The 20,802-nt window shown below is 53.1% G+C and carries 18 protein-coding genes, 1 other RNA gene and 1 pseudogene; 7 read left to right on the forward strand and 13 right to left on the reverse strand.

From position 1 onward, the window contains the following. The first annotated feature begins 657 nt into the window (after window positions 1–657). Window positions 658–3,381 (forward strand): magnesium-translocating P-type ATPase, encoded by a 2,724-nt coding sequence (mgtA, locus tag AC6I79_RS04965; protein WP_498027602.1) that lies wholly within the window; start codon window positions 658–660, stop codon window positions 3,379–3,381. A 159-nt stretch (window positions 3,382–3,540) separates the two neighbouring features. Beyond that, window positions 3,541–4,218: an SDR family oxidoreductase gene (locus AC6I79_RS04970; protein WP_058776469.1), complete on the forward strand. Its 678-nt coding sequence runs from the start codon at window positions 3,541–3,543 to the stop codon at window positions 4,216–4,218. A 37-nt stretch (window positions 4,219–4,255) separates the two neighbouring features. Here AC6I79_RS04970 and AC6I79_RS04975 read toward each other — a convergent pair whose 3' ends face one another. The 4 genes from AC6I79_RS04975 to AC6I79_RS04990 all read right to left on the reverse strand — a co-directional run bounded on the left by AC6I79_RS04975 (window position 4,256) and on the right by AC6I79_RS04990 (window position 7,047). Then, complete coding sequence (locus AC6I79_RS04975; protein ID WP_031279356.1) at window positions 4,256–4,912, reverse strand: epoxyqueuosine reductase QueH; 657 nt, start codon at window positions 4,910–4,912, stop codon at window positions 4,256–4,258. A gap of 210 nt (window positions 4,913–5,122) precedes the next feature. Next, window positions 5,123–5,308 (reverse strand): YegP family protein, encoded by a 186-nt coding sequence (locus tag AC6I79_RS04980; protein WP_498027603.1) that lies wholly within the window; start codon window positions 5,306–5,308, stop codon window positions 5,123–5,125. A 190-nt stretch (window positions 5,309–5,498) separates the two neighbouring features. Then, window positions 5,499–5,852, reverse strand: coding sequence for a KPN_00521 family repetitive protein (locus AC6I79_RS04985; protein WP_159378635.1), 354 nt, complete (start codon window positions 5,850–5,852; stop codon window positions 5,499–5,501). A gap of 283 nt (window positions 5,853–6,135) precedes the next feature. Then, window positions 6,136–7,047, reverse strand: coding sequence for an AraC family transcriptional regulator (locus AC6I79_RS04990; protein WP_498027732.1), 912 nt, complete (start codon window positions 7,045–7,047; stop codon window positions 6,136–6,138). Between the two features lie 230 nt (window positions 7,048–7,277). Here AC6I79_RS04990 and AC6I79_RS04995 point away from each other — a divergent pair, with 230 nt between their 5' ends. Continuing rightward, a complete protein-coding gene (locus AC6I79_RS04995) occupies window positions 7,278–8,033 on the forward strand; it encodes an SDR family NAD(P)-dependent oxidoreductase (RefSeq protein ID WP_159378634.1) in 756 nt (251 codons plus the stop codon). 960 nt (window positions 8,034–8,993) lie between these two features. Here the strand turns inward: AC6I79_RS04995 and AC6I79_RS05000 are convergent. From AC6I79_RS05000 to smpB, 4 genes and pseudogenes are all read right to left on the reverse strand, one after another. Beyond that, window positions 8,994–10,787, reverse strand: a complete 1,794-nt coding sequence (locus tag AC6I79_RS05000; RefSeq protein WP_159378633.1) for a GmrSD restriction endonuclease domain-containing protein — start codon at window positions 10,785–10,787, stop codon at window positions 8,994–8,996. A gap of 2 nt (window positions 10,788–10,789) precedes the next feature. Continuing rightward, window positions 10,790–11,986 (reverse strand): annotated as a pseudogene (locus tag AC6I79_RS05005) (integrase domain-containing protein). Window positions 11,987–12,180: 194 nt separating this feature from the next. After that, window positions 12,181–12,545, reverse strand: a transfer-messenger RNA (tmRNA) gene (ssrA, locus tag AC6I79_RS05010). A gap of 43 nt (window positions 12,546–12,588) precedes the next feature. Next, window positions 12,589–13,071: an SsrA-binding protein SmpB gene (smpB, locus tag AC6I79_RS05015; protein WP_021506506.1), complete on the reverse strand. Its 483-nt coding sequence runs from the start codon at window positions 13,069–13,071 to the stop codon at window positions 12,589–12,591. A 159-nt stretch (window positions 13,072–13,230) separates the two neighbouring features. Here smpB and AC6I79_RS05020 point away from each other — a divergent pair, with 159 nt between their 5' ends. Then, on the forward strand, window positions 13,231–13,665 hold the full coding sequence (locus AC6I79_RS05020; protein ID WP_021506507.1) for a type II toxin-antitoxin system RatA family toxin: 435 nt from the start codon (window positions 13,231–13,233) through the stop codon (window positions 13,663–13,665). Continuing rightward, window positions 13,658–13,948, forward strand: coding sequence for an RnfH family protein (locus tag AC6I79_RS05025; RefSeq protein ID WP_021506508.1), 291 nt, complete (start codon window positions 13,658–13,660; stop codon window positions 13,946–13,948). Before AC6I79_RS05020 ends, AC6I79_RS05025 begins: the two co-directional genes overlap by 8 nt. 50 nt (window positions 13,949–13,998) lie before the next feature. Here the strand turns inward: AC6I79_RS05025 and bamE are convergent, their stop codons facing one another. From bamE to nadK, 3 genes are all read right to left on the reverse strand, one after another. Beyond that, window positions 13,999–14,346 carry an outer membrane protein assembly factor BamE gene (gene bamE, locus AC6I79_RS05030; RefSeq protein WP_021506509.1) on the reverse strand — a complete coding sequence of 116 codons (348 nt, stop codon included), beginning with the start codon at window positions 14,344–14,346 and terminating at the stop codon, window positions 13,999–14,001. A 184-nt stretch (window positions 14,347–14,530) separates the two neighbouring features. Then, the gene (gene recN / locus AC6I79_RS05035; protein WP_058775634.1) at window positions 14,531–16,192 is read right to left on the reverse strand and encodes a DNA repair protein RecN; all 1,662 of its coding nucleotides are present in this window, start codon (window positions 16,190–16,192) and stop codon (window positions 14,531–14,533) included. Window positions 16,193–16,277: 85 nt separating this feature from the next. Further along, window positions 16,278–17,156 (reverse strand): NAD(+) kinase, encoded by an 879-nt coding sequence (gene nadK, locus AC6I79_RS05040; protein WP_498027604.1) that lies wholly within the window; start codon window positions 17,154–17,156, stop codon window positions 16,278–16,280. A 122-nt stretch (window positions 17,157–17,278) separates the two neighbouring features. Here nadK and grpE point away from each other — a divergent pair, with 122 nt between their 5' ends. After that, on the forward strand, window positions 17,279–17,857 hold the full coding sequence (gene grpE, locus AC6I79_RS05045) for a nucleotide exchange factor GrpE (protein ID WP_031279366.1): 579 nt from the start codon (window positions 17,279–17,281) through the stop codon (window positions 17,855–17,857). 45 nt (window positions 17,858–17,902) lie between these two features. Here the strand turns inward: grpE and ung are convergent, their stop codons facing one another. Beyond that, a complete protein-coding gene (gene ung / locus AC6I79_RS05050) occupies window positions 17,903–18,580 on the reverse strand; it encodes a uracil-DNA glycosylase (RefSeq protein WP_058781713.1) in 678 nt (225 codons plus the stop codon). Between the two features lie 263 nt (window positions 18,581–18,843). Between ung and grcA the strand changes: the two genes are divergently transcribed. After that, on the forward strand, window positions 18,844–19,227 hold the full coding sequence (gene grcA, locus AC6I79_RS05055; protein WP_021506514.1) for an autonomous glycyl radical cofactor GrcA: 384 nt from the start codon (window positions 18,844–18,846) through the stop codon (window positions 19,225–19,227). A gap of 186 nt (window positions 19,228–19,413) precedes the next feature. Here grcA and srmB read toward each other — a convergent pair whose 3' ends face one another. Further along, window positions 19,414–20,742, reverse strand: coding sequence for an ATP-dependent RNA helicase SrmB (gene srmB, locus AC6I79_RS05060; RefSeq protein WP_021506515.1), 1,329 nt, complete (start codon window positions 20,740–20,742; stop codon window positions 19,414–19,416). Window positions 20,743–20,802 lie beyond the last annotated feature (60 nt).

Raw genomic sequence — 20,802 nt, forward strand, 5'->3', positions numbered from 1 at the left:
TAAGCGGTGCGCTTCAGTTATAAGCAAGAGGGCGTAATGCGATCGGATTAATCTGGCGCACCTTATATCCGCACGCTTTATCAACCAAATCGCAACGAAAATTAAATCAACCTGAACCCCGGAATAATTAACTTTACTTCGCTTTTCGCCCTCCTATAATAGCCGCAACTTCACACAGGAGAATTCAGTTGGACAGTCACCCTTATCGATGGCAATACAAGGCAAGCTGACGCGCGAATTCTTTTGTCGCTGCTTGCCAACATGGCGGGCAGCAATCCTCACCTGTTTCTGATGATTGTTCCCTGATAATGACACCACAGCGGGCTGATGCCCGTGGGAATAGCATCATGTACATGATTTTAAACGCACTTTTTCCTCCGCCTCGATGCGCGCGCTGATCTTCAGCGTGCTGAGCTTCCCTGCGCGTTAAGCCGCTTCAGGCTGCTGCTGCGCGCAGCGTTATCCAGGATTATGTTATTTCACTCGTTATTCAGCGAGCGACTTTCTTCGCCCATTATTTCCGGGAGGTAATATGGAAATTCCCGACAGGTTATTTTTAATTTAATCCGGTCACGCCGTGACAATTAATTTTTCGACTTGTGCGCCTGGCGCGCAGGGATCGTTATTGCCGTAAAAAAATAAACGAGGAGTGTCATCATGACTGACATGAAACTCAACCAGGAAAAAAAAGCCTGGAACACCGTGCGTCCGGCACGTCAGAAAACCACACGCTATCTGATTGAAGACGAAGCCGCTTTTACCGCCGACGAAACGCTGCTGCGCCTGCGCAGCGATGCGCTGGGGCTGGTCGAACGCGAAGCGGAAGCGCGGCTGCAGATTTATGGTCGCAATCAGGTGGAGCATGATAAAGCGCCACCGGCGCTGGTTCAGCTGATCCAGGCTTTTAATAATCCGTTCATTTATGTGCTGCTGGCGCTGGCGCTGGTGAGCTTTTTCACCGACTACTGGATGCCGCTGCGCCATGGCGAGGAGACCGATCTGACCGGTGTCATCATCATTGTGACGATGGTAACGCTCAGCGGTTTGCTGCGCTTCTGGCAGGAGTTTCGCACCAACAAAGCGGCACAGGCGCTGAAATCGATGGTACGCACCACCGCCACCGTGCTGCGCCGGGAATCGGTACAGCAGGCGCCGCAGAAACAGGAAGTGGATATCACCAGCCTGGTGCCTGGCGATATCATCTATCTCTCGGCGGGCGATCTGGTACCCGCCGATGTGCGGCTGCTCGACTCACGCGATCTGTTTATCAGCCAGGCGATTCTGACCGGCGAATCGCTGCCGGTGGAGAAATATGATGTCACCGGCCACGTAGCCAGCAAGCAGGCCAGCGCCAGCGACAAAGATGCATCGCTGCTGGAACTGGGCAGCGTATGCCTGATGGGCACTAATGTCTCCAGTGGCAGCGCCAAAGCGGTGGTGGTGGCGACCGGCGGGGAAACTTACTTCGGCAGCCTGGCGAAATCGATTGTTGGTAACCGCACACAAACCGCTTTCGATCGCGGCGTCAACAGCGTCAGCTGGCTGCTGATTCGCTTCATGCTGGTGATGGTGCCGGTGGTGCTGCTGATTAACGGCCTGACCAAAGGCGACTGGCTGGATGCTTCGCTGTTCGCGCTGGCGGTGGCGGTGGGACTGACGCCGGAAATGCTGCCGATGATTGTCAGCTCGAATCTGGCCAAAGGGGCGATTGCCATGTCGCGCCGAAAAGTGATCGTCAAACGCCTGAACGCGATCCAGAACCTCGGCGCCATGGACATTTTGTGTACCGACAAAACCGGCACGCTGACGCAGGACAACATTATCCTCGAGCACCATCTCGATTGTGCCGGGGTAGAGAACTCGCGCGTCCTGATGCTGAGCTGGCTCAACAGCCATTACCAGAGCGGCACGCCTAACCTGATGGATCGCGCCATCCTGCGCTACGGCAAAGGACGCATCAGCGCGGACATGAGCGACTACTACAGCAAAGTGGATGAGCTGCCGTTTGATTTTGTGCGTCGTCGCGTTTCAGTGGTGGTGCGTGACCGCCGCCTCAACCAGCAGATGCTGATCTGTAAGGGCGCGGTCGAGGAGATGCTGAGCATTGCCAGCGCCGAACGCGAAGGCAAACTGATTCAGCAGCTCAATGAAACCCGTCGCGCGGAGCTGCTGGCGCTGGCGCATCAGTACAATCAGCAGGGCTTTCGCGTGCTGCTGGTGGCCAGCCGTGCGCTGGCGGAGCCGGGCCTGCAACAGGCGCTGAGCGTCGCGGATGAGCAGGGGCTGACCATCGAAGGGCTGCTGACCTTCCTCGATCCGCCGAAGGAGAGTGCGGCGAAGGCGATTACCGCGCTGAACGAGAACGGCGTAACGGTCAAAGTGCTGACCGGCGATAATCCGGTAGTGACGGCGCGCATCTGCCAGCAGGTGGGCATCGACTGTGGCGAGATCCTCACCGGCGAGGCGATTGCGGCGATGAGCGATGAACAACTGGCGCAGGCCGCGGCGCGCAGCTCGGTGTTTGCCAAACTGACGCCGCTGCAGAAGTCACGCATTCTGCGTGCGCTGCAGCAGCAGGGCCATACGGTGGGTTTTCTCGGTGACGGCATTAATGATGCGCCGGCGCTGCGTGACGCCGATGTGGGGATCTCGGTCGACAGCGCGGCGGACATCGCCAAAGAGTCTTCTGACATCATCCTGCTGGAAAAGGATTTAATGGTGCTGGAAGAGGGCGTGATGAAGGGGCGCGAGACGTTCGGCAACATCATCAAGTACCTGAACATGACCGCCAGTTCGAACTTCGGCAATGTGTTCTCGGTGCTGGTGGCGAGCGCATTCATTCCGTTCCTGCCGATGCTGGCGATTCATCTGCTGATTCAGAACCTGATGTACGATCTGTCACAGCTGGCGCTGCCGTGGGACAAAATGGATCGCGAGTTCCTGCGCAAACCACGCAAATGGGACGCGCGCAACATCAAACGCTTTATGCTGTGGATTGGGCCAACGTCGTCAATTTTTGACATCACCACCTTTGCGCTGATGTGGTACGTGTTCGCGGCGAATTCCCCAGCGATGCAGTCACTGTTCCAGTCCGGCTGGTTTGTTGAAGGGCTGCTGTCGCAGACGCTGGTGGTGCACATGCTGCGCACGCGCAAAATTCCGTTTATCCAGAGCCGCGCGGCGCTGCCGGTGCTGCTGACCACCGCCTGCGTAATGATTGCCGGCATTCTGCTGCCGTTCTCGCCGCTCGGCGCGATGGTCGGCCTGGTGCCGCTGCCATGGAGCTATTTCCCCTGGCTGCTGGCCACGCTGCTCGGCTACTGCCTGGTGGCGCAGGGCATGAAAACGCTGTACATCAAGCGCTTTGGCCAGTGGTTCTGAGTGCAGGAGGCGCGATGAAGCAACGCAACCTGGATAAAACGGTGTGCCACCTGCTGATAATTATGGTGGTCATCGTCGTGCTAACGTTAGTGTTCCGGTAAGGACAACAGGGCAGGGTATCCTGCCCTTTTTCGTGGCACACCAACCAGCGAGAGACAGATGAGCCAACAACAGCGAGCATTGATTATTGGGGCGTCAAAAGGCATTGGCCTGGCCGTGGTGCAGCAACTACTGCAGGCGGGCTGGCAGGTGACCGCCACCTACCGTTCCACGGCGGTTTCGTTTCAGCATCCGCAGCTGCAGTGGCTGGCGCTGGATATCACCGATGGCGCGCAGCGTGACGCGCTGGTCCGGCAGCTCGGCGACGCACCCTTTGATTGCATCCTGATTAACGCCGGGATTCTCGGTCCGCACGCATCGCAGCTACGCGACGTGGACGATGCGCAGCTCAGCGAGCTGTTCTTTACCAATGCGGTGGCGCCGGTGCGCCTGGCGGAGAGCCTGCTGCCGCTGCTGCGCGACAAACAGAGCGTGCTGGGCCTGACCACGTCGCGTCTCGCCAGCCTCAACGAGAACCGTGACGCGGCGATGCCGTTCTACTCAGCCAGCAAAGCGGCGCTGAATATGCTGAGCCGCGCGCTGGCGACGCAGATGCACCAGCAGGGCAGCACCTTGCTGTCATTACATCCGGGCTGGGTAAAAACCGACATGGGCGGTGAGGGCGCGGATATCAGCGTCACCGAGAGTGCGCAGGGCATGGTCACGCAGTTGCAGCAGTTTAGCGGGCGTGGCGGCCATCATTACGTGGATTACCGCGGCCAGCTGCTGAACTGGTAATGCTTAGCCTGCTGGTTAGCGCCAGCAGGTTTTTTTCTTACTCGTCCGGCGAATAGTACTGCACGCCGATTTCGATACGTTCGCGACCGCTTGCTACGCGGTGGCGGTTGGTATCGCGCAGCGAATAGATGCAGCCGCAATACTCCTGCTGATAGAAGCGCTCGCGCTTGCTGATCTCGATCATGCGCGACGAACCGCCACCTTTACGCCAGTTAAACTCCCAGTACAGCATATCCGGATAGCGCGCCGCCGCGCGTACGCCGCAGTCGTTGATTTGCTGCATATTCTTCCAGCGCGAAATGCCGAGTGAACTGGTGATCACCGGGAAGCCGTGTTCATGCGCGTACAGCGCGGTGCGCTCGAAGCGCATGTCGAAACACATGGTGCAGCGCACGCCGCGCTCCGGCTCCCACTCCATGCCACGCGCGCGCTCGAACCAGTTGTCTTTGTCGTAATCGGCATCAACAAAAGGCACGCCAAACTGCTCGGCAAAGCGGATGTTCTCCTCTTTGCGCAGCTCGTACTCTTTCAGCGGATGGATGTTCGGGTTGTAGAAGAAGATGGTGTAATCGATGCCGGAAGCCAGCATCGCTTCCATCACTTCTCCCGAGCAGGGAGCGCAGCAGGAGTGCAGCAGCACTTTATTATGGCCATTCGGCAAGGGCAGCGGCTGGCGTTGAAATGTATCGGACATAAAGTTAATTAATGGTTAAGGGCGATGCGGCAAGTGTAGGGGCAAAGGCCGGCCGATGCAAAGCGCCGGTGGCGTTTTAGAGGGGGCTGTGGTACTGCGTGGTACCCGCTTGCCGGAGATGCTTAGCGGCGCGATTGATCGCGTAATACATTGCGCCGCTTGCAGGGGCAATGACCCACCTTCGCGCATCACTGCGCAGGCTGCGCGAAGTCAGGTCTCGTCGTGAATAGTGGTTGACGCACCGTTCTGCTGCACCGAGCGGATGCCATTTTCCGCCGCCTGTTTTGAGCTGTACATCTCGCTGGTGGCGATGGTTTCGCCGTTGCTGGCTTTAAGCACAAACCAGTATTTCTGCGACGATGCTGTATCACTTTTTCTCAGTGCGTAATATCCCATGTGCTTTCTCCTTGTGCCGGCACCCGATGGCCGGTTCGCTTACTATTCGCGCAGCCTGCTCATTAATCAATCACTGATTAGGAATTTGCCCGAATCCAGGAGCGGGATCGCAGCGTTTTGTATCAATCCGGTTGCTGGCAGGCACAAAAAAGGCCGCATTGCGGCCTTTAGGGGATAATAGTTAGCGCTATTACTCAGATACTTTCTTCTTCAGATCGCTGGCACCTTCTTTGGTTTTGTTCCAGCCTTTCTGCGCGCCTTCTTTGGTGGCGTCCCAACCTTTTTCAGTACCTTCTTTGGTGCTGTTCCAGGCTTTCTGCGAGTTTTCGCTCGCTTTGCTGGTCAGGCTATCGCTTTTGCCTTCGGCAGCATGTTTAGCTTTAAGCTGCTGCTCTTCACCCTGATGCTGCGACTGATGCAGTTTCTCTTTCGCCGTGTTGGCGCCCGCTTTGGCGTCAGCGACGGTTTCATCGGTTGCGTGTGTGGCGGCAAACGCCGTAGAAGTCAGAAGAATGGCGGATAACGCAATAATCGTCTTTTTCATAATATATTCCCTCATTAAGCATCATAAGTGTTATGAGCGTAGTTAAGAGTGGCACAGAGCGCAACGCAGGGCATTAGGAATAAACTGTAAGTGAATATACCGTTTCTGTGGGAATTTCTGGCATAAATGCGCAGCAGGGAGAGACGCTTTCGCGAGCTGTCGATCGTAACGGTTGATTGAAGGTAAAGCAGTCAGCGTCGGCGTCGTTCGGGTGAGCAGATGCAATCGGCTGGGTTCGTCATCTGCCGGAATATATGTCCCGGCAGCGACAGACTCGAATAATTTATTGCCTCATAGGCTCACCGGACAGGACTGAACGCTCGAGTGCGCGGGTTTCCCGAATATTTCGGGCTGGCGGTGAACCAAACAGCCGTGAATATTCACGGGTAAACTGCGTCACGCTCTCATATCCCACCGCATTAGCGGCAATACCGATCGCTGTCCCCTCCGTCAGCATCAGTCTCCGCGCTTCAAGCAGGCGCAGCTGTTTCTGGAATTGCAGCGGGGTGAGCGTGGTGACATGGCGGAAATGCGTATGAAATACCGAGAGGCTCATACCGGCGGCGTCAGCAAGGGTTTTCATGCGCAGCGGTTGTGCATAATTGGCCCGAATGATCGCGACTGCCCGCGCAATCCGCCGGGCATGGCTGTCAGTGCTGCCGAGGGCGCGCAGCGCGCTGCCGTGCCGTCCTGACAGTAGCCAGTAATGTAACTCCCGCACCAACTGGCTGCCCAGCACGGCGAGCGCGCGCGGTCTGCTGAGCATGTTCAGCAGGCGCAAAGTGGCTTCTGCCACATCTTCTTCGATCTGATCAATGCTTACGGGCAAATCCGTGGCAGCCTCCAGCCCGACCATGTTTGCCATCAGTTCACTAATCACCGCCGCATCCAGTTCCACGACCAGAGAATAATAAGGGGTGTCGGCACTGGCGCTGATAACCTGACTCACGGTTGGCACGTCCATGGTGATCAGTAAGGATTCCCCCGCGCCAAAATCAAAACGATCGCTGCCCATGGTCACGCGTTTGCTGCCTTGCAGCACCATTGCGATTAGCGGTTTAGTGATAGCGAATTGCAACGCGGTAGGCGCGGTCTCGCGCAGAATGAACACCCCATCAACTGGCGTTGCAGCAACGCCCGCTCCGTTGTGGTGTTCATCAGCGTAGTGTCGTGCCGCCTGCAGCAAAGCCGCCATCCTCCCGGCAGAGTCAAATTCATTGTCTCCTGCAGGGCGTTCCTCATACGAGTGATCACGCTTTTTCATATTATCAGGCAATTAATAAAAAATTTCAGATGCGACCATTCTAGTAAATACGGCATCGAATAAAAATATAAAAATAATCAGGCAATAATTAAAAATTATTGGGCAACCCTGGAAGTTTGTCGATTGTTAGAATCACTCTCCCACTATTGAGGAGATATTTCATGACAACCCTTTCTCTTGTAACTGGCGCCAGCCGGGGTCTTGGCCGTAATACCGCACTGAGCATTGCCCGCCATGGTGGTGATGTCATCGTGACTTATCGTACTGGTAAAGAGGCGGCGGATGCCGTGGTGAATGAAATCCAGGCGCTTGGCCGTAAGGCAGTTGCGCTGCAACTGGACACCAGCAACGTATCTTCCTTCCCGGGTTTCGTCGCCGCCGTGGGCAATATCCTGAAAGGTGACTGGGGACGCGAAACGTTCGACTATCTGATCAACAACGCCGGACATGGGGAAATGGCCGACTTCACCGCAACCACGGAAGAGCAGTTCGACGCGTTATTTAACGTACACGTCAAAGGGGTGTTTTTTCTGACGCAGTCGCTGCTGCCGTTGCTGGTCGATGGCGGACGCATCGTCAATTTCTCTTCGGGGCTGACCCGCGTGTCGTTCCCGGGTTTCTCGGCCTACTCGGCTGCCAAGGGCGCCGTTGAAATACTCTCCGTGTATATGGCGAAAGAACTGGGCAGCCGTGGCATCACCGTGAATACCGTGGCTCCGGGAGCGATTGAGACCGATTTCCTGGGGGGCGCGGTGCGTGACATCCCTGATTACAACCAGGCGTTTGCTGGCATGACCGCGCTGGGTCGCGTGGGCCTGCCTGATGACATTGGTCCGATGATTGCCAGCCTGCTTGGGCCGGACAACCGCTGGGTCACCGGTCAGCGCATTGAAGTCTCCGGTGGGCAGTCAATTTAGTTGCTCCACGATGGATTCCGCCCGGTGCGGAATCCATCCTGTTCCCCTGATACAATGAGAGGTATTTGATGCCTAAAATGATCATTCATGCGCCAGCAGGTACATTTGATGCGGCTGAGCGTCAACAGGTTGCCAGAGATCTGACGCAGTTGGGACTTGATTGCGAGGCGCTGCCAGACTCCCCTCTGGTTCGTAGTACGGTATGGATCTACTAAAAGTACCGAGCGCCACCGGAACCGGTCAGGAAACGGCAGACGCTGGGCCGTTATGGTTCTGCATTCCGCCAGGTTCATTAATCCCCCATGGCCGCTGCACAACCAGCGGCTTTTTTAAGTCTGTACTCTGTCTTTCTGAAGCCTTTTTCAGGCCAGCCGCTTTGTAAAGAGTGATGCATGCATAGCCTGCATGGATTTGCATGAAAAAACATGCACCGCTTTCCACCTTTCAGACCATGCCGGGCGCGGCCCGGCTCGAATTATGCACATGCATTAAAAGCGATGCATAAAGCGGGCAGGCGAGGAGGGGGTAGCATTGCGCGCGGGGAGGGCTAATAATGTAGTTATTAATTTAGTCTGAGAGTTTCGCGTATACTTCGACTGGTGAAGTTATTGATAAGTATGGGGTTATAATAGCTAATGTGTATGTTGTTATAATATGTGCTTTCCTTTTTTGGCTATTTAATGAGTATGTAAAATAGTTTTTGCTTTGATGGATTTTATTTGTAAGTATTTTCGTTAGTTTCTATATGTTACCCATTGGATTGCATTTTTAGGTAGTGGGGTAAATATTTAAAATTATAATGCTTGCAAGTTTAGTTCTTATATTAATTAATATCATCATTGCGTCGTTGATATTTTTCGCGAGAAGTGTTCTCATGTCTTTGATAATGATTGTCATATGTGATGTTTTTATCCGAGCAAAGGTCGGCATAGATTTTGAATAGCCTATGCCGACCTTTCATTAGTTGTATGGGTAGCGTTTGCTTTGCTCCATAAACTCAGTATAGAACTCGTAAATTTTATCTTTAGGGATAGGCGTAGGATCTACGTTAGACATCTTTCTTATATAAACCTCCCCATTGTACTCAATGGGTTTGCTTTCCCTTCTTATTTTGAAGAGGATTATTTCTTTGTCATAATAAGTAAATGGAAGTACGTTTCTTTGTATTAATCTTTTAGTTTCTTCGCTTATTGGTTCTTTTTCCAATGTCTGATGGATTTTTAAAAGATACTTGTCTAGGTTTGTGTGGTGTTTTTCCGCTTCGTCATTAATACCCGTTATGTAATAACCGGCGTATTGCTTCGGCTCTTTATTATAAGCATTTTTATGGTTGTCTGCCGCTGTTTTGTTATCTGCGACGCCCAATATAATATAATTGTCTCCTGCATGAGAGTTAGCCATGGCAGTGAGTGTTTTAACTATCTTTGAGAGTGTTTTATTATTAAATTGAGTATTGCCATCAAAAGAGTGGAGACCTGCTTTAAAGTCATATCCAACTCCCTCCGTTCTGGATTGAGTTAAGATGTTTTCAAGGTTGTCAACCCAGGACTGAATTGTAGGATCAACTCCTTCTCGAGGAGAGAAGTTTTTAGACATAATTCCTTTTATGGAAAGAACTAGTCTGGCTCTTTCTTTATTTGTCCATTTTTTGTCTTGGGATAATATGCCCATGTGGTTGGATGCGATGTCTTTAAGTGAACTGGCTAGTTTACGGTAGTTTGTAACCTTCTTGTTTTCTTCAAGCAATAATTCAAATAATGAAATGAATATAACTTGGAAGGCATGTTGCACCTTAAATGGCGTGCCTTTATATATGTGCGCAGAAAAATAATTAGTAAAATCATTTACAATCTTCACTAATTCATCGTAGACAAAACAAACTTGCCTATATAATAGGTCTGCATCTTTTTTCGCAACCAAATCATTGAAATGTTCTGCTAAATTCACATCGCTATATATTTCATCAAGGAATGATGATGAAGTTTGTGACCGTCTTTTATCTAAAATATATGCAACGATATGAGCTATAACCTCTTCATCTCTAGACGCAAGAATGTTGTCAGTAGTTAATATGTGAGTTTTAGCCCAAAATGTTTTGGAAATCTTGATGCCATAATCTAAATTTTCGTTAGTTAGACTTATTATTCTTATTTTATCAAGATTAATGATCTCTGTGGCGGTGACATCTCCCCTGATATATATCGAAATTTTTCTTATTAGATTTGCAAAATCAGAAATACATCCAGCCTGCCTTACTTCGTGGCGCGAAAGTCTGATACCACCGGTGTTTATTCTTCGAAAAGTCTCATCGATAGCGGTGGTTGATGTATATTCGGAAATTGATAGAGGTAATGGGTAATTAAGGAATGATCGGCAAGCCTCATATTCTAAGATAGGGTGTTTCTGTGTTAAGATACCTTCTTCAAGTTGTTTGTTTGTTTCTGCAATTACCGACAGATCAAAATATTTTCCTGCTACAGAAAACCTGCCTTCTATAAAGGATGTAATTGCTTCAAGTCGCTGCATCCCATCTAGAATTTCGAAGGATTTGCTTGCAGCACCAGTCTTAACGGAAACACCTAAAAACAATGGGACAGGGAATTGATTTAATAAGGAATCAATGAATTTGATTTTATCATCAAGAGTCCAAACTAACTTTCTTTGGTATCTTCTATTAACAATGTAGCGACCAAGTTTGTAGTCACTGTAAACACTTTGTATAGGCTCACCACGAATATTTGTATTGTTTTGCATGATTAATCCTTGAGTTTTCGAACAGAGTTTTCCCACCATTTCATTAAAGCTTTGCGGCCTTCAAGATAAGTAGTGCGGTTATATGCTCTCCGTACTTCATTTCTATCAGAATGAGCCAATGCTGCCTCGATGATGTCAGCGTTAAAGCCAGCTTCGTTCATCGCTGTACTAGCTATTGAACGCAATCCGTGTGCTACTAATTTACCATCATACCCAACTCGTTTTAAAGCTGCATTAGCAGTTTGGCTATTCATCGATTGCTTTGGATCATTCCTGCTCGGAAAAATATATTCTCTATGAGCACTGATTGGCGTCATCACTTCCAGAATCTCTAATGCCTGACGAGATAAAGGTACAATGTGCTCACGCTTCGCCTTCATCCGCTCGGCTGGAATAATCTAGAGTTTTGCATCGAGGTCGATCTCTGTCCAACGAGCACCGGAGGCCTCAGAAGGGCGCACGAGGGTCAGGAGCTGCCATTCAATTAGGCAGCGGGTCGAAACAGAGAGATTCGACATTACCAAAGTGCGCATGAGTTTTGGTAATTCTTCTGGACGCAACGTCGGCATGTTTTGCTTTCTGGGCTTCTCAAAGGCCATCCCAACACCTGATGCTGGATTTGCATCAATCAGGCCAGTGTTTACGGCATAAATTATTATCTCGTTAATGCGTTGCACCAGTCGACGTACAGTCTCAAGCGCCCCACGAGCTTTGATTGGCTCAAGAGCTTCAACCAGAGTCCGGGCTTTGATTTACTGAACGGGGATTTCACCGATGGCAGGGAATACATCTTTCTCCAGTGAGCGCCAAATGTCTTTTGCGTAATCAGGGGTAACGCTTTTGCTTTTGAGCTGGAACTAGTTAGCGGCGACCGTTGAAAAAATACTGTTCAGTGCGATTTGCTGCTGTTCTTCTGCAACTTCAGCTTGAATTTGCGGGTCGATTCCGTTGGCTAATAATGCAAGGTAATCCGCGCGTAACCCTCGGGCATCAGCAAGCGAAAGGGCAGGGAATGCTCCGAGCCCCATCATTGTTCGCTGCTTTGTTGCCGGACGTTGATAACGGAAACGCCAGAGCTTTTTCCCGCTGGTTTTCACTATCAGGAAAAGCCCATCGCCATCATGCAGCGTTAGATCCTTCTCTAATGCTCAAGCGCGCAGAACTTCGATATTGGTCAGGGGGCGTGTTGTCCGTGCCACTGTGGCCGCTCCTGCATGAATTGGTATACGGAATTGGCATACATTCTAGCGTATACCAATTCGTATACCAATTATCACCGGATTCAGGCAGATCGTCTCGGAAGATTACAGACACAAAAAAGCCCGCAGGGCTTGCGCCGTGCGGGCTCTTAGGACTTCATCGGATGACTCTGGTAATCACCGATGGAGAATTTTGGTGGAGCTGGCGGGAGTTGAACCCGCGTCCGAAATTCCTACATCCTCGGTACTACATGCTTAGTCTGGTCTTTACATTCGCTTGCCAGCTGCGGACAGACACGCCACTAACAAACTAGCCTGATTAGTTTTAACGCTTCAACCCCAGGCAGGGCATCCACGCGATCTCTTTTAGGTTTGACCTCTCTTGATCCCCGTCCTAAGAGCGGAGGCTAGGGAGAGAGGGCTCTAAGCAGGTTATTAAGCTGCTAAAGCGTAGTTTTCGTCGTTTGCGACTATTTTTTTGCGGTTTTTTAGCGAGGCCTACCGCACCTCGGCATGCACCTTGGGTTTCGCGAATCCCGTCGAATCCAGAATCAGCCCCAAGACTTCTTACTCTAGCAAAAAATTATAAAAGATTCCAGTGGTTAACGGCTGGCATTCTTCATAATTCGTGCTTTGTCCATCTTCCACTCGCGATCTTTAATGTCCGCGCGCTTGTCGTGTTCTTTCTTACCGCGTGCCACCCCAATCTTCAGTTTGGCCCAGGCGTTTTTCCAGTACAGCGACAGCGCGACCACAGTGTAACCTTCGCGGTTAACGCGGCCGTACAGGGAATCCAGTTCACGCTGGTTCAACAGCAGTTTGCGGTTGCGCGTGGGATCGCACACCACGTGGCTTGATGCCACCGCCAGCGGCTGAAAAGTGGAACCGAACAGATAGGCTTCGCCATCGCGCAACAAAATATAGCTGTCGCTGATGTTGGCTTTACCGGCGCGCAGTGATTTGACTTCCCATCCTTGCAACGCCATGCCGGCCTCGAACTCCTCTTCAATGAAGTATTCATGGCGAGCGCGTTTGTTGAGGGCAATAGTGGCTGAACCGGGTTTGTGAGCTTTTTTCTTTGTCATAGTGCGGCGTAGTCTACATCACTCAGTCTGTGGGCGCATCCCCTGTCCTGCGGGGCGGTAAAAAACACACTATTTTAGCACAGCTGGCAAAGGCGTGAATTTTTGTTTAGTAGCTTAAAATGGTATAATTCAACGGTTTTGTGACCAACAGGAACCATTATGGCCCAGATTAGCCGTTCAGCGCTGGTCCCGTATAGCGCTGAGCAGATGTACCGGCTCGTGAATGATGTGGATGCTTATCCTGAATTTCTTCCGGGCTGTACCGGCAGCCGCGTGCTGGATAACAGCGGTAACCAGATGACCGCCGCGGTGGATGTCTCTAAAGCCGGCATCAGTAAAACCTTTACCACGCGTAACACCCTGACCGATAACCAGAGCATTCATATGCAGCTGGTCGATGGGCCGTTCCGCAAGCTGACCGGTGGCTGGAAATTTATCTCGCTCGGCGACGATGCCTGCAAGGTTGAGCTCAGCCTCGACTTTGAATTCACTAACATGCTGGTCGAAATGGCGTTTGGACGCATCTTCAAAGAGCTGGCCAATAGCATGGTGCAGGCGTTTACCCAGCGCGCCAAAGAGGTTTACCGTGGCTGACATCAGCGTTGAAGTGGTGTACGCGCTGCCGGATAAACAGTATCTGCGTGAGGTTAGCCTGGAAGAGGGCGCCACGGTTGAGCAGGCGATTCAGGCATCCGGGCTGCTGACGCTGCGCAAAGATATCGATCTAAGCAGCAATAAGGTCGGCATTTTCAGCCGTCCGGTCAAGCTGAGCGATACGCTGCAGGATGGCGATCGGGTCGAGATTTATCGCCCGCTGATTGCCGATCCAAAAGAGATGCGCCGGCAGCGGGCAGAGCGCGCGGCAACGAAAAAGTAAATTACAGGCATTAAAAAAGGCGCTCAGGCGCCTTTTTTGTTGCGGCTCACTCAGTCTTCAGTGCCGGTGAGGCGCGGTTTGTTGTCGATGTTCGTCAGCGTACCGTTGCTGTCGAAGGTCAGCGTCAGCGTCTGCTGCTTCACGCTCTCATGACCTGGCTCCTGACGGAACACGTAATACCAGACGTTACTGCCAAACGGGTCGTGCATCATCGGCGTACCGAGCGTGTAGGCAACCTGCTGCTGCGTCATGCCGGTGTGAATCTTCGAAACGTCGTTGGCGACCAGGTAATTCCCCTGATTGATATCCGGACGATACACAACGCGCTCAAGGGTGGAACATCCGGCGGTCATCATCAACATTACCACTGCCGCGGCAGTCAGCGTTTTACAGCGCATCTATACATTCCTTTTCTGGGGCCAAACGCCTTTCATCAGGCAGTTTTGTTGCCATCAAATTCTGAACTCTGCATACGGCAGGCTTTATTATGGCGATATGACTGCCGATGATAATAAACCTTTGAGCTATTGGAAACCTCTACAGAGCAAGCATATGACCACCAGGCCGCAAAAAAGTGCGGTGTCAGGCTGCTAAAAGTTCTTTTGCGTTCGCCAGTGTGTTGCGTGTGACTTCGCTGCCGCCAAGCAGGCGCGCCAGTTCCTGCAGACGCGCACGCTTATCCAGCGGCTGCATGTGGGTTTCGGTCATCGCACCGTCGGTCTCTTTGCTGACGAAGAAGTGCTGATGACCACAGCCCGCCACCTGCGGCAGGTGAGTTACGCACATTACCTGAGTCGATTCGCCCAACTGGCGCAGCATCTGGCCAACGACAGCGGCCGTCGGACCGCTGATACCGACGTCAACCTCATCGAAAATCATCGCCGGAGTTTCCATTTTCTGTGCGGTAATCACCTGAATCGCCAGCGCAATACGTGACAGTTCACCCCCTGAGGCCACTTTACCCAGCGGCTGCAGCGGCTGGCCCGGGTTGGTGGTAACACGGAAATCAATACGGCTGGCACCTTCGGCCGTCAGCTGATCGGCATTGAATTCCAGCATGATGGCAAACTCACCGTGCGGCATGGCGAGGGTGCGCATGCTTTGCGTGATCAGCTGGCTCAGCTCCTGCGCCGAGGCAACGCGTTGTTGATGCAGGGCTTCAGCACAGGCCAGCGCGGCCTGATGATGAGCCACGACATCGCTCTGCAGGCTTTCCTGATCGCTCTCCTGCTGCGACAGCTGTTCCGCTTCATCCAGCAGCTGCTGATACAGCACCGGCAGCGCTTCCGGTGAAACATGGTGCTTACGCGCCAGCGCAATCTGCCGCGACAAACGCTGCTCCAGCTCGTACAGGCGATTAGGATCGAGGTCGAGCCGTTCACAGTAGTGGCGCAGCTCATCGCTGGCTTCACTCAGCTGAATCGCGGCTTCTTCCAGCAGGTTAAATACGCCGCTGACTTTATCGTCCAGCGAGACCAGCTCACTCAGCATATTACGCGCGCTGTAGAGCAGGCTTTGCAGGTTGGTGTCATCGCTGTCGGCAAGAATTTGCAGCGCCTGCTGGCTGGTGGACAGCAGCTGACCGCTGTTCGCCAGGCGCTTGTACTCTTCATCAATCTGCTCAAACTCGCCTGGCTGCGGCGCAAATTCGTTGAGTTCTTTCAGCTGATACTGCAGCAGTTCACGGCGGGCTTCACGCTCCTGCGACAGCTGCTGATGCTGTGCCAGCGCGCGGCAGCTGTGGTGCCAGCGCTGATAGTGCTGACGCATCTCCGCCAGCCGATCGTCGTGCGCGGCGTAGGCATCCAGCAGGTGTTTCTGGTGATCGGTTTTAAGCAGCAGCTGATGCGCATGCTGACCGTGGATTTGAATCAGTAACTGACCGAGTTCGCGCAGCTGCGACAGCGGAACAGAGGTGCCGTTGATAAAGCCACGTGAGCGGCCATCGGCACTGATCACGCGGCGCAACAGACATTCGTTGCCGTCGTCGAGCTGGTTCTCCGCCAGCCAGCGCTGGGCAGACGGCGACGCTTTCAGCTGGAAGCGCGCGCAGATATCCGCGCGGCTGGCCCCCTGACGCACCATGTCTGCTTCAGCACGGCCGCCAAGGCACAGGCCCAGCGCATCAATCGCGATGGATTTTCCTGCGCCGGTTTCGCCGGTGATCGCCGTCATGCCACGATGAAAGTCGATCTCCAGTTCACGAACGATTGCAAAATTACTGATGGTCAGTTGTGCCAGCATACAATCACCTGTATGTAAAAACAGATATGGTTTTTCATACAGTATAAACTGGTTTTTTATCCAGTAAAGTAACCGGCAGGCCTTTTCAGAATAATTTTTTTGACCATCCGAGTTTTGAGCTTAAGGTATTAAAATAATTATAATTTTTTGGATGAATTAAATTGAGGTGATTGGCGCTGCGGCGAATCAGCACATCTTCCCCTTCCTGAATTGGCAGGGCGATCTGGCTGTCACAGCTGATCTCCAGGTCGCTGCGCAGCGAGGAAAAACGCAGGCGAATGGTGCTGCTACTGTTGATCACCAGCGGACGCGCCGACAGCGTGTGCGGGAACATCGGCACCAGTGCAATCGCATCAAGTGACGGCGTTAAAATCGGCCCGCCCGCCGAAAGCGAATAGGCGGTTGAACCGGTTGGCGTGGATATAATCAGCCCGTCCGAGCGCTGGGAAAAGGCGAACACTTCGTCGATATAGACTTCAAATTCAATCATGTGCGCCACTTTGCCTGGATGCAGCACCACTTCATTGATGGCGCTGCCGATGCGCGGCGAACACTCTTCTTTGCATACCTGCGCTTCCAGCAAAAAGCGGCTTTCCACGAAATAATCGCCCTGCAGCACGTCATCCAGCTGCTGCTGCGCGTTATCCGGATCGAGATCCGTGAGGAAGCCGAGATTGCCGCGGTTGATGCCAATCACCTTGATGTCGTAACGTGCCAGCACGCGCGCGGCGCCCAGCATGTTGCCATCGCCGCCGACCACCACCGCCAGATCGGCATACTGGCCGATGTCCGCCAGGCTGCCGGTACGCACATCCTGCAGGTTCAGCTCGCGGGCGATTTGCTGTTCCACGATCACGTCATAGCCTTTGTCAGTCAGCCAGCACCAGAGCATTTCATGGGTGGTTAACGCAGTGGGGTGGCGTGGATGGCCGACAATCCCAATGCAGTTAAAGTGTTTGTTCATTTAGCGGGTGTTCCTCATAAGCCAAAACGGCCAGGCAATGTGATGGGTTCACTTGAAACCGTCAAACTGATCCCCATAATAAGCCAACCAGCGAGATGAATGTGCAAAACGCGGAGAAATTCATGAGTAGTAAAGAACAGAACACCCCAAACGAGCAAGTCTCAGACGAAATTCAACAGGAACAACAGCAGCCGGAAGCGGAGACAGCAACTGAGGTGGATCCGCGTGATGAGCGTATCGCCCAGCTGGAAGCGGAATTAGCGCAGGCGCAGGGTGGCGTGCGTGACGCCCAGCTGCGCGCGCAGGCTGAGATTGAAAACATCCGTCGCCGTGCCGAAATGGACGTGGAAAAAGCGCACAAGTTTGCGCTGGAAAAGTTTGCCAACGAACTGCTGCCGGTGATTGATAGCCTGGAGCGCGCGCTGGAAGTGGCGGATAAAGAGAACACCGAGCTGGCTTCGATGATTGAAGGCATCGAGCTGACGCTGAAATCACTGCTGGGTGCGGTGCGTAAGTTCGGCGTGGAAGTGGTGGGCGAAACTAATGTGCCGTTCAACCCGGATGTGCATCAGGCGATGTCGATGATGGAGTCTGAAGAAGTGGCGCCAAACCACGTGCTGATGGTGATGCAGCGCGGTTACACCCTCAACGGTCGCCTGCTGCGTCCGGCGATGGTTGCGGTATCGAAAGCCAAAGGCTAAGCCGCTCCCGTGCAACAACGGCCGCTGATGCGGCCGTTTGTGTTTTCAGGGCAGCACCGGCGTCCAGTCAATGGGCGTCTGGCCGGCCTGGCTCAGCAGCGCATTAGCTTTGGAAAAATGCTGACAGCCAAAAAAGCCGCGATGGGCCGAAAGCGGCGAAGGATGCGGTGCTTTCAATACGTGATGACGCTGCGCATCAATGATGCTGCCTTTCTTCTGCGCGTGCGCTCCCCACAGCAGGAAAATCACCCCTTCGCGATGGGAGTTGATGGCGCTGATCACGTTATCGGTAAAGGTTTCCCAGCCGAAACGCGCGTGCGAATGCGCTTTGCCGGCTTCCACGGTTAACACCGTATTCAGCAGCAGCACACCCTGTTTCGCCCAGCTTTCAAGAAAGCCGTGCTGCGGACGCTGAAAGCCAGGAATATCCTGTTCCAGCTCTTTGTACATATTCAGCAGCGACGGCGGAATGGCCACGCCCGGCAATACCGAAAACGCCAGGCCATGCGCCTGATTCGGGCCGTGGTACGGATCCTGGCCGAGGATCACCACTTTAATATCGCCCAGTTCGGTGAGACGGAACGCGTTGAACACGTCCTTTTGCGGCGGATAGACCGTCACGCCCGCTGCTCGCTCTTCGGCTACCGCTTTCAGCGTTTCCACGAAGTAAGGTTTTTCTTTCTCTTCAGCCAGCACATCGTGCCAGGTCAGCTTCTCAGCCATCATTGACTCCCTGCAAATTGATGCCTTTAGCTTAGCGTGTCCGGCGGGGCAGCAGAAGGGTAAAAATAAGTTGAACAATTACAGAAAAAGTTAATGACAAAAATTGTTATAAATCAATTTATTAGAGTGGGGGCAAAAATTGTGGCCGGACGAAATTGATACAGGTCAAAACGAGCCGGTCAGCGCGGTGATATACCAGAGCATCACATAACCCGAAGAACCGCGCTGTGCTCCTGCCGCAGCGCTAAGCCCTGGAGGCCTCTATGATTACCGGTATTCAAATTACTCAGGCACAAAATCCGCAGCTGCTGAACTCGTTCTGGCTGCTGGACAATGAGAAAGCCGAAGCCCGCTGCCTGTGCGCAAAAGGCGATTTCACGGAAGATCAGGTTGTTGCAGTCAGCGACCTTGGCGAGATTGCTTACCGTGAAATTCCACTGGAGCAGAAACCGCAGGTACGCGTTGAAGGCGGTCAGCACCTCAACGTTAACGTGCTGCGCCGTGAAACGCTGGAAGATGCGGTGAAGCATCCGGAAAAATATCCGCAGCTGACCATTCGCGTGTCGGGCTATGCGGTGCGCTTTAACGCGCTGACGCCAGAACAGCAGCGTGACGTTATCACCCGTACCTTTACCGAAAGCCTGTAATTGATCGGCTGACGAAAACGCATACAGCAATACAAGCCGCGCCGGTGCTTACTGGCGCGGCTTTTTTTATTTCCTGAAGAGCGAAGAGGGCAGGTTGAGAGATTTTACGCCGCGAAAGTGCTTTTTCAGCAGGCCAGAAAGCAAAAAATCGCCTCAGGGAGGCGATTTAATTGCCGCGATGCTGTTTTATTCCGCACCGCTCTCCGGTGTGCTGCTGCCGCTTGGCTTGCGGCGTTTACCGATATTTTTAGTATCGCGGTGACGTTTCTTCACGCGCGGTTTCTCTTCTTCTTTCGCTTTCTTCTCTTTGCGCTTCTCAAGCGCCTTTTTCGACGGTTTACCGGTGACTTTAGCACTCGGTGCACGCGTTTCCGGACGCAGCTCATCGATTACGCGCGATTTCAGTGGCTCGTTGACGTAGCGGCTGATTTTACCCAGCAGCGGATGGTCATGTGCTTCTACCAGCGAGATTGCGGTACCTTTGCGTCCGGCGCGGCCGGTACGGCCAATGCGGTGCAAATAGACATCGGCGGTGCGCGGTAAGTCATAGTTGATGACGTGGGTGACGTTATCAATGTCGATACCGCGCGCGGCGACATCGGTCGCGACCAGCACGTTAACGCGACCGTCATTCAGGCGTTTGATCGCTTCGTTACGGTTAGCCTGTACCATTTCGCCTTCGAGGTAGCTACTGCGCAGGCCGGCTTCGTGCATCCAGGTCACCAGCTCATGCAGGCGCTCACGTTTACGCACGAACACGATGGCGCGCTTCACTTCCGGCTGCTTCAGCAGATGCACCAGCAGTTTGGTTTTGTGCTCAAGGTTGTCGGCGCGGTAATACCACTGCTGAATCTTCTTGCGTTCGCTTTTGCTTGGATCGGCTTCAATCGCTACCGGATCGTTCAGCAGGCGCTCGGCGAAATCTTTGATGTTGTCGCCTTCCAGCGTGGCCGAGAACAGCAGCGTCTGTTTGCGCCAGCGCGTTTCACCGGCAATGGTCTCGATATCCTGCGCAAAGCCCATGTCCAGCATGCGGTCGGCTTCGTCCAGAATCAGCGTTTCTACCGCGCGGCAGTCAAAGTTCTCTTCTTTGATGTACTGCAGCAGACGGCCGGTGGTCGCGACCACGATGTCCTGATTTTCACTGAACACTTCCGCGTGGTTCATATAGGCCACGCCGCCGGTGATGGTGGCGATATCGAGATGGGTATGTTTGGCCAGCTCGCGCGCCTGGTCGGCAACCTGCATCGCCAGTTCACGCGTCGGCGTGAGGATCAGAATGCGCGGCGGCCCTGATTTTTTACGCGGAAAATCGAGCAGGTGCTGTAAAGCGGGCAGCAGGTAGGCTGCGGTTTTCCCCGTTCCGGTTGGTGCCGAACCCAGAACGTCACGGCCTTCCAGCGCGGCAGGAATGGCCTCAGCCTGAATGGCAGTCGGGCGCGTGAAGCCTTTATCCTGCAGGGCTTCCAGCAGGCTTTCGTCGAGTTCGAGTTCGGAGAATGTGGTTACGGTCATGGTCTACCTCAGTTTGGGGCGCTGATTATAGACAGTTCAGCCACAATCTTCATCTGTTTG

The organism is gamma proteobacterium symbiont of Scutellera amethystina, from assembly GCF_059730845.1.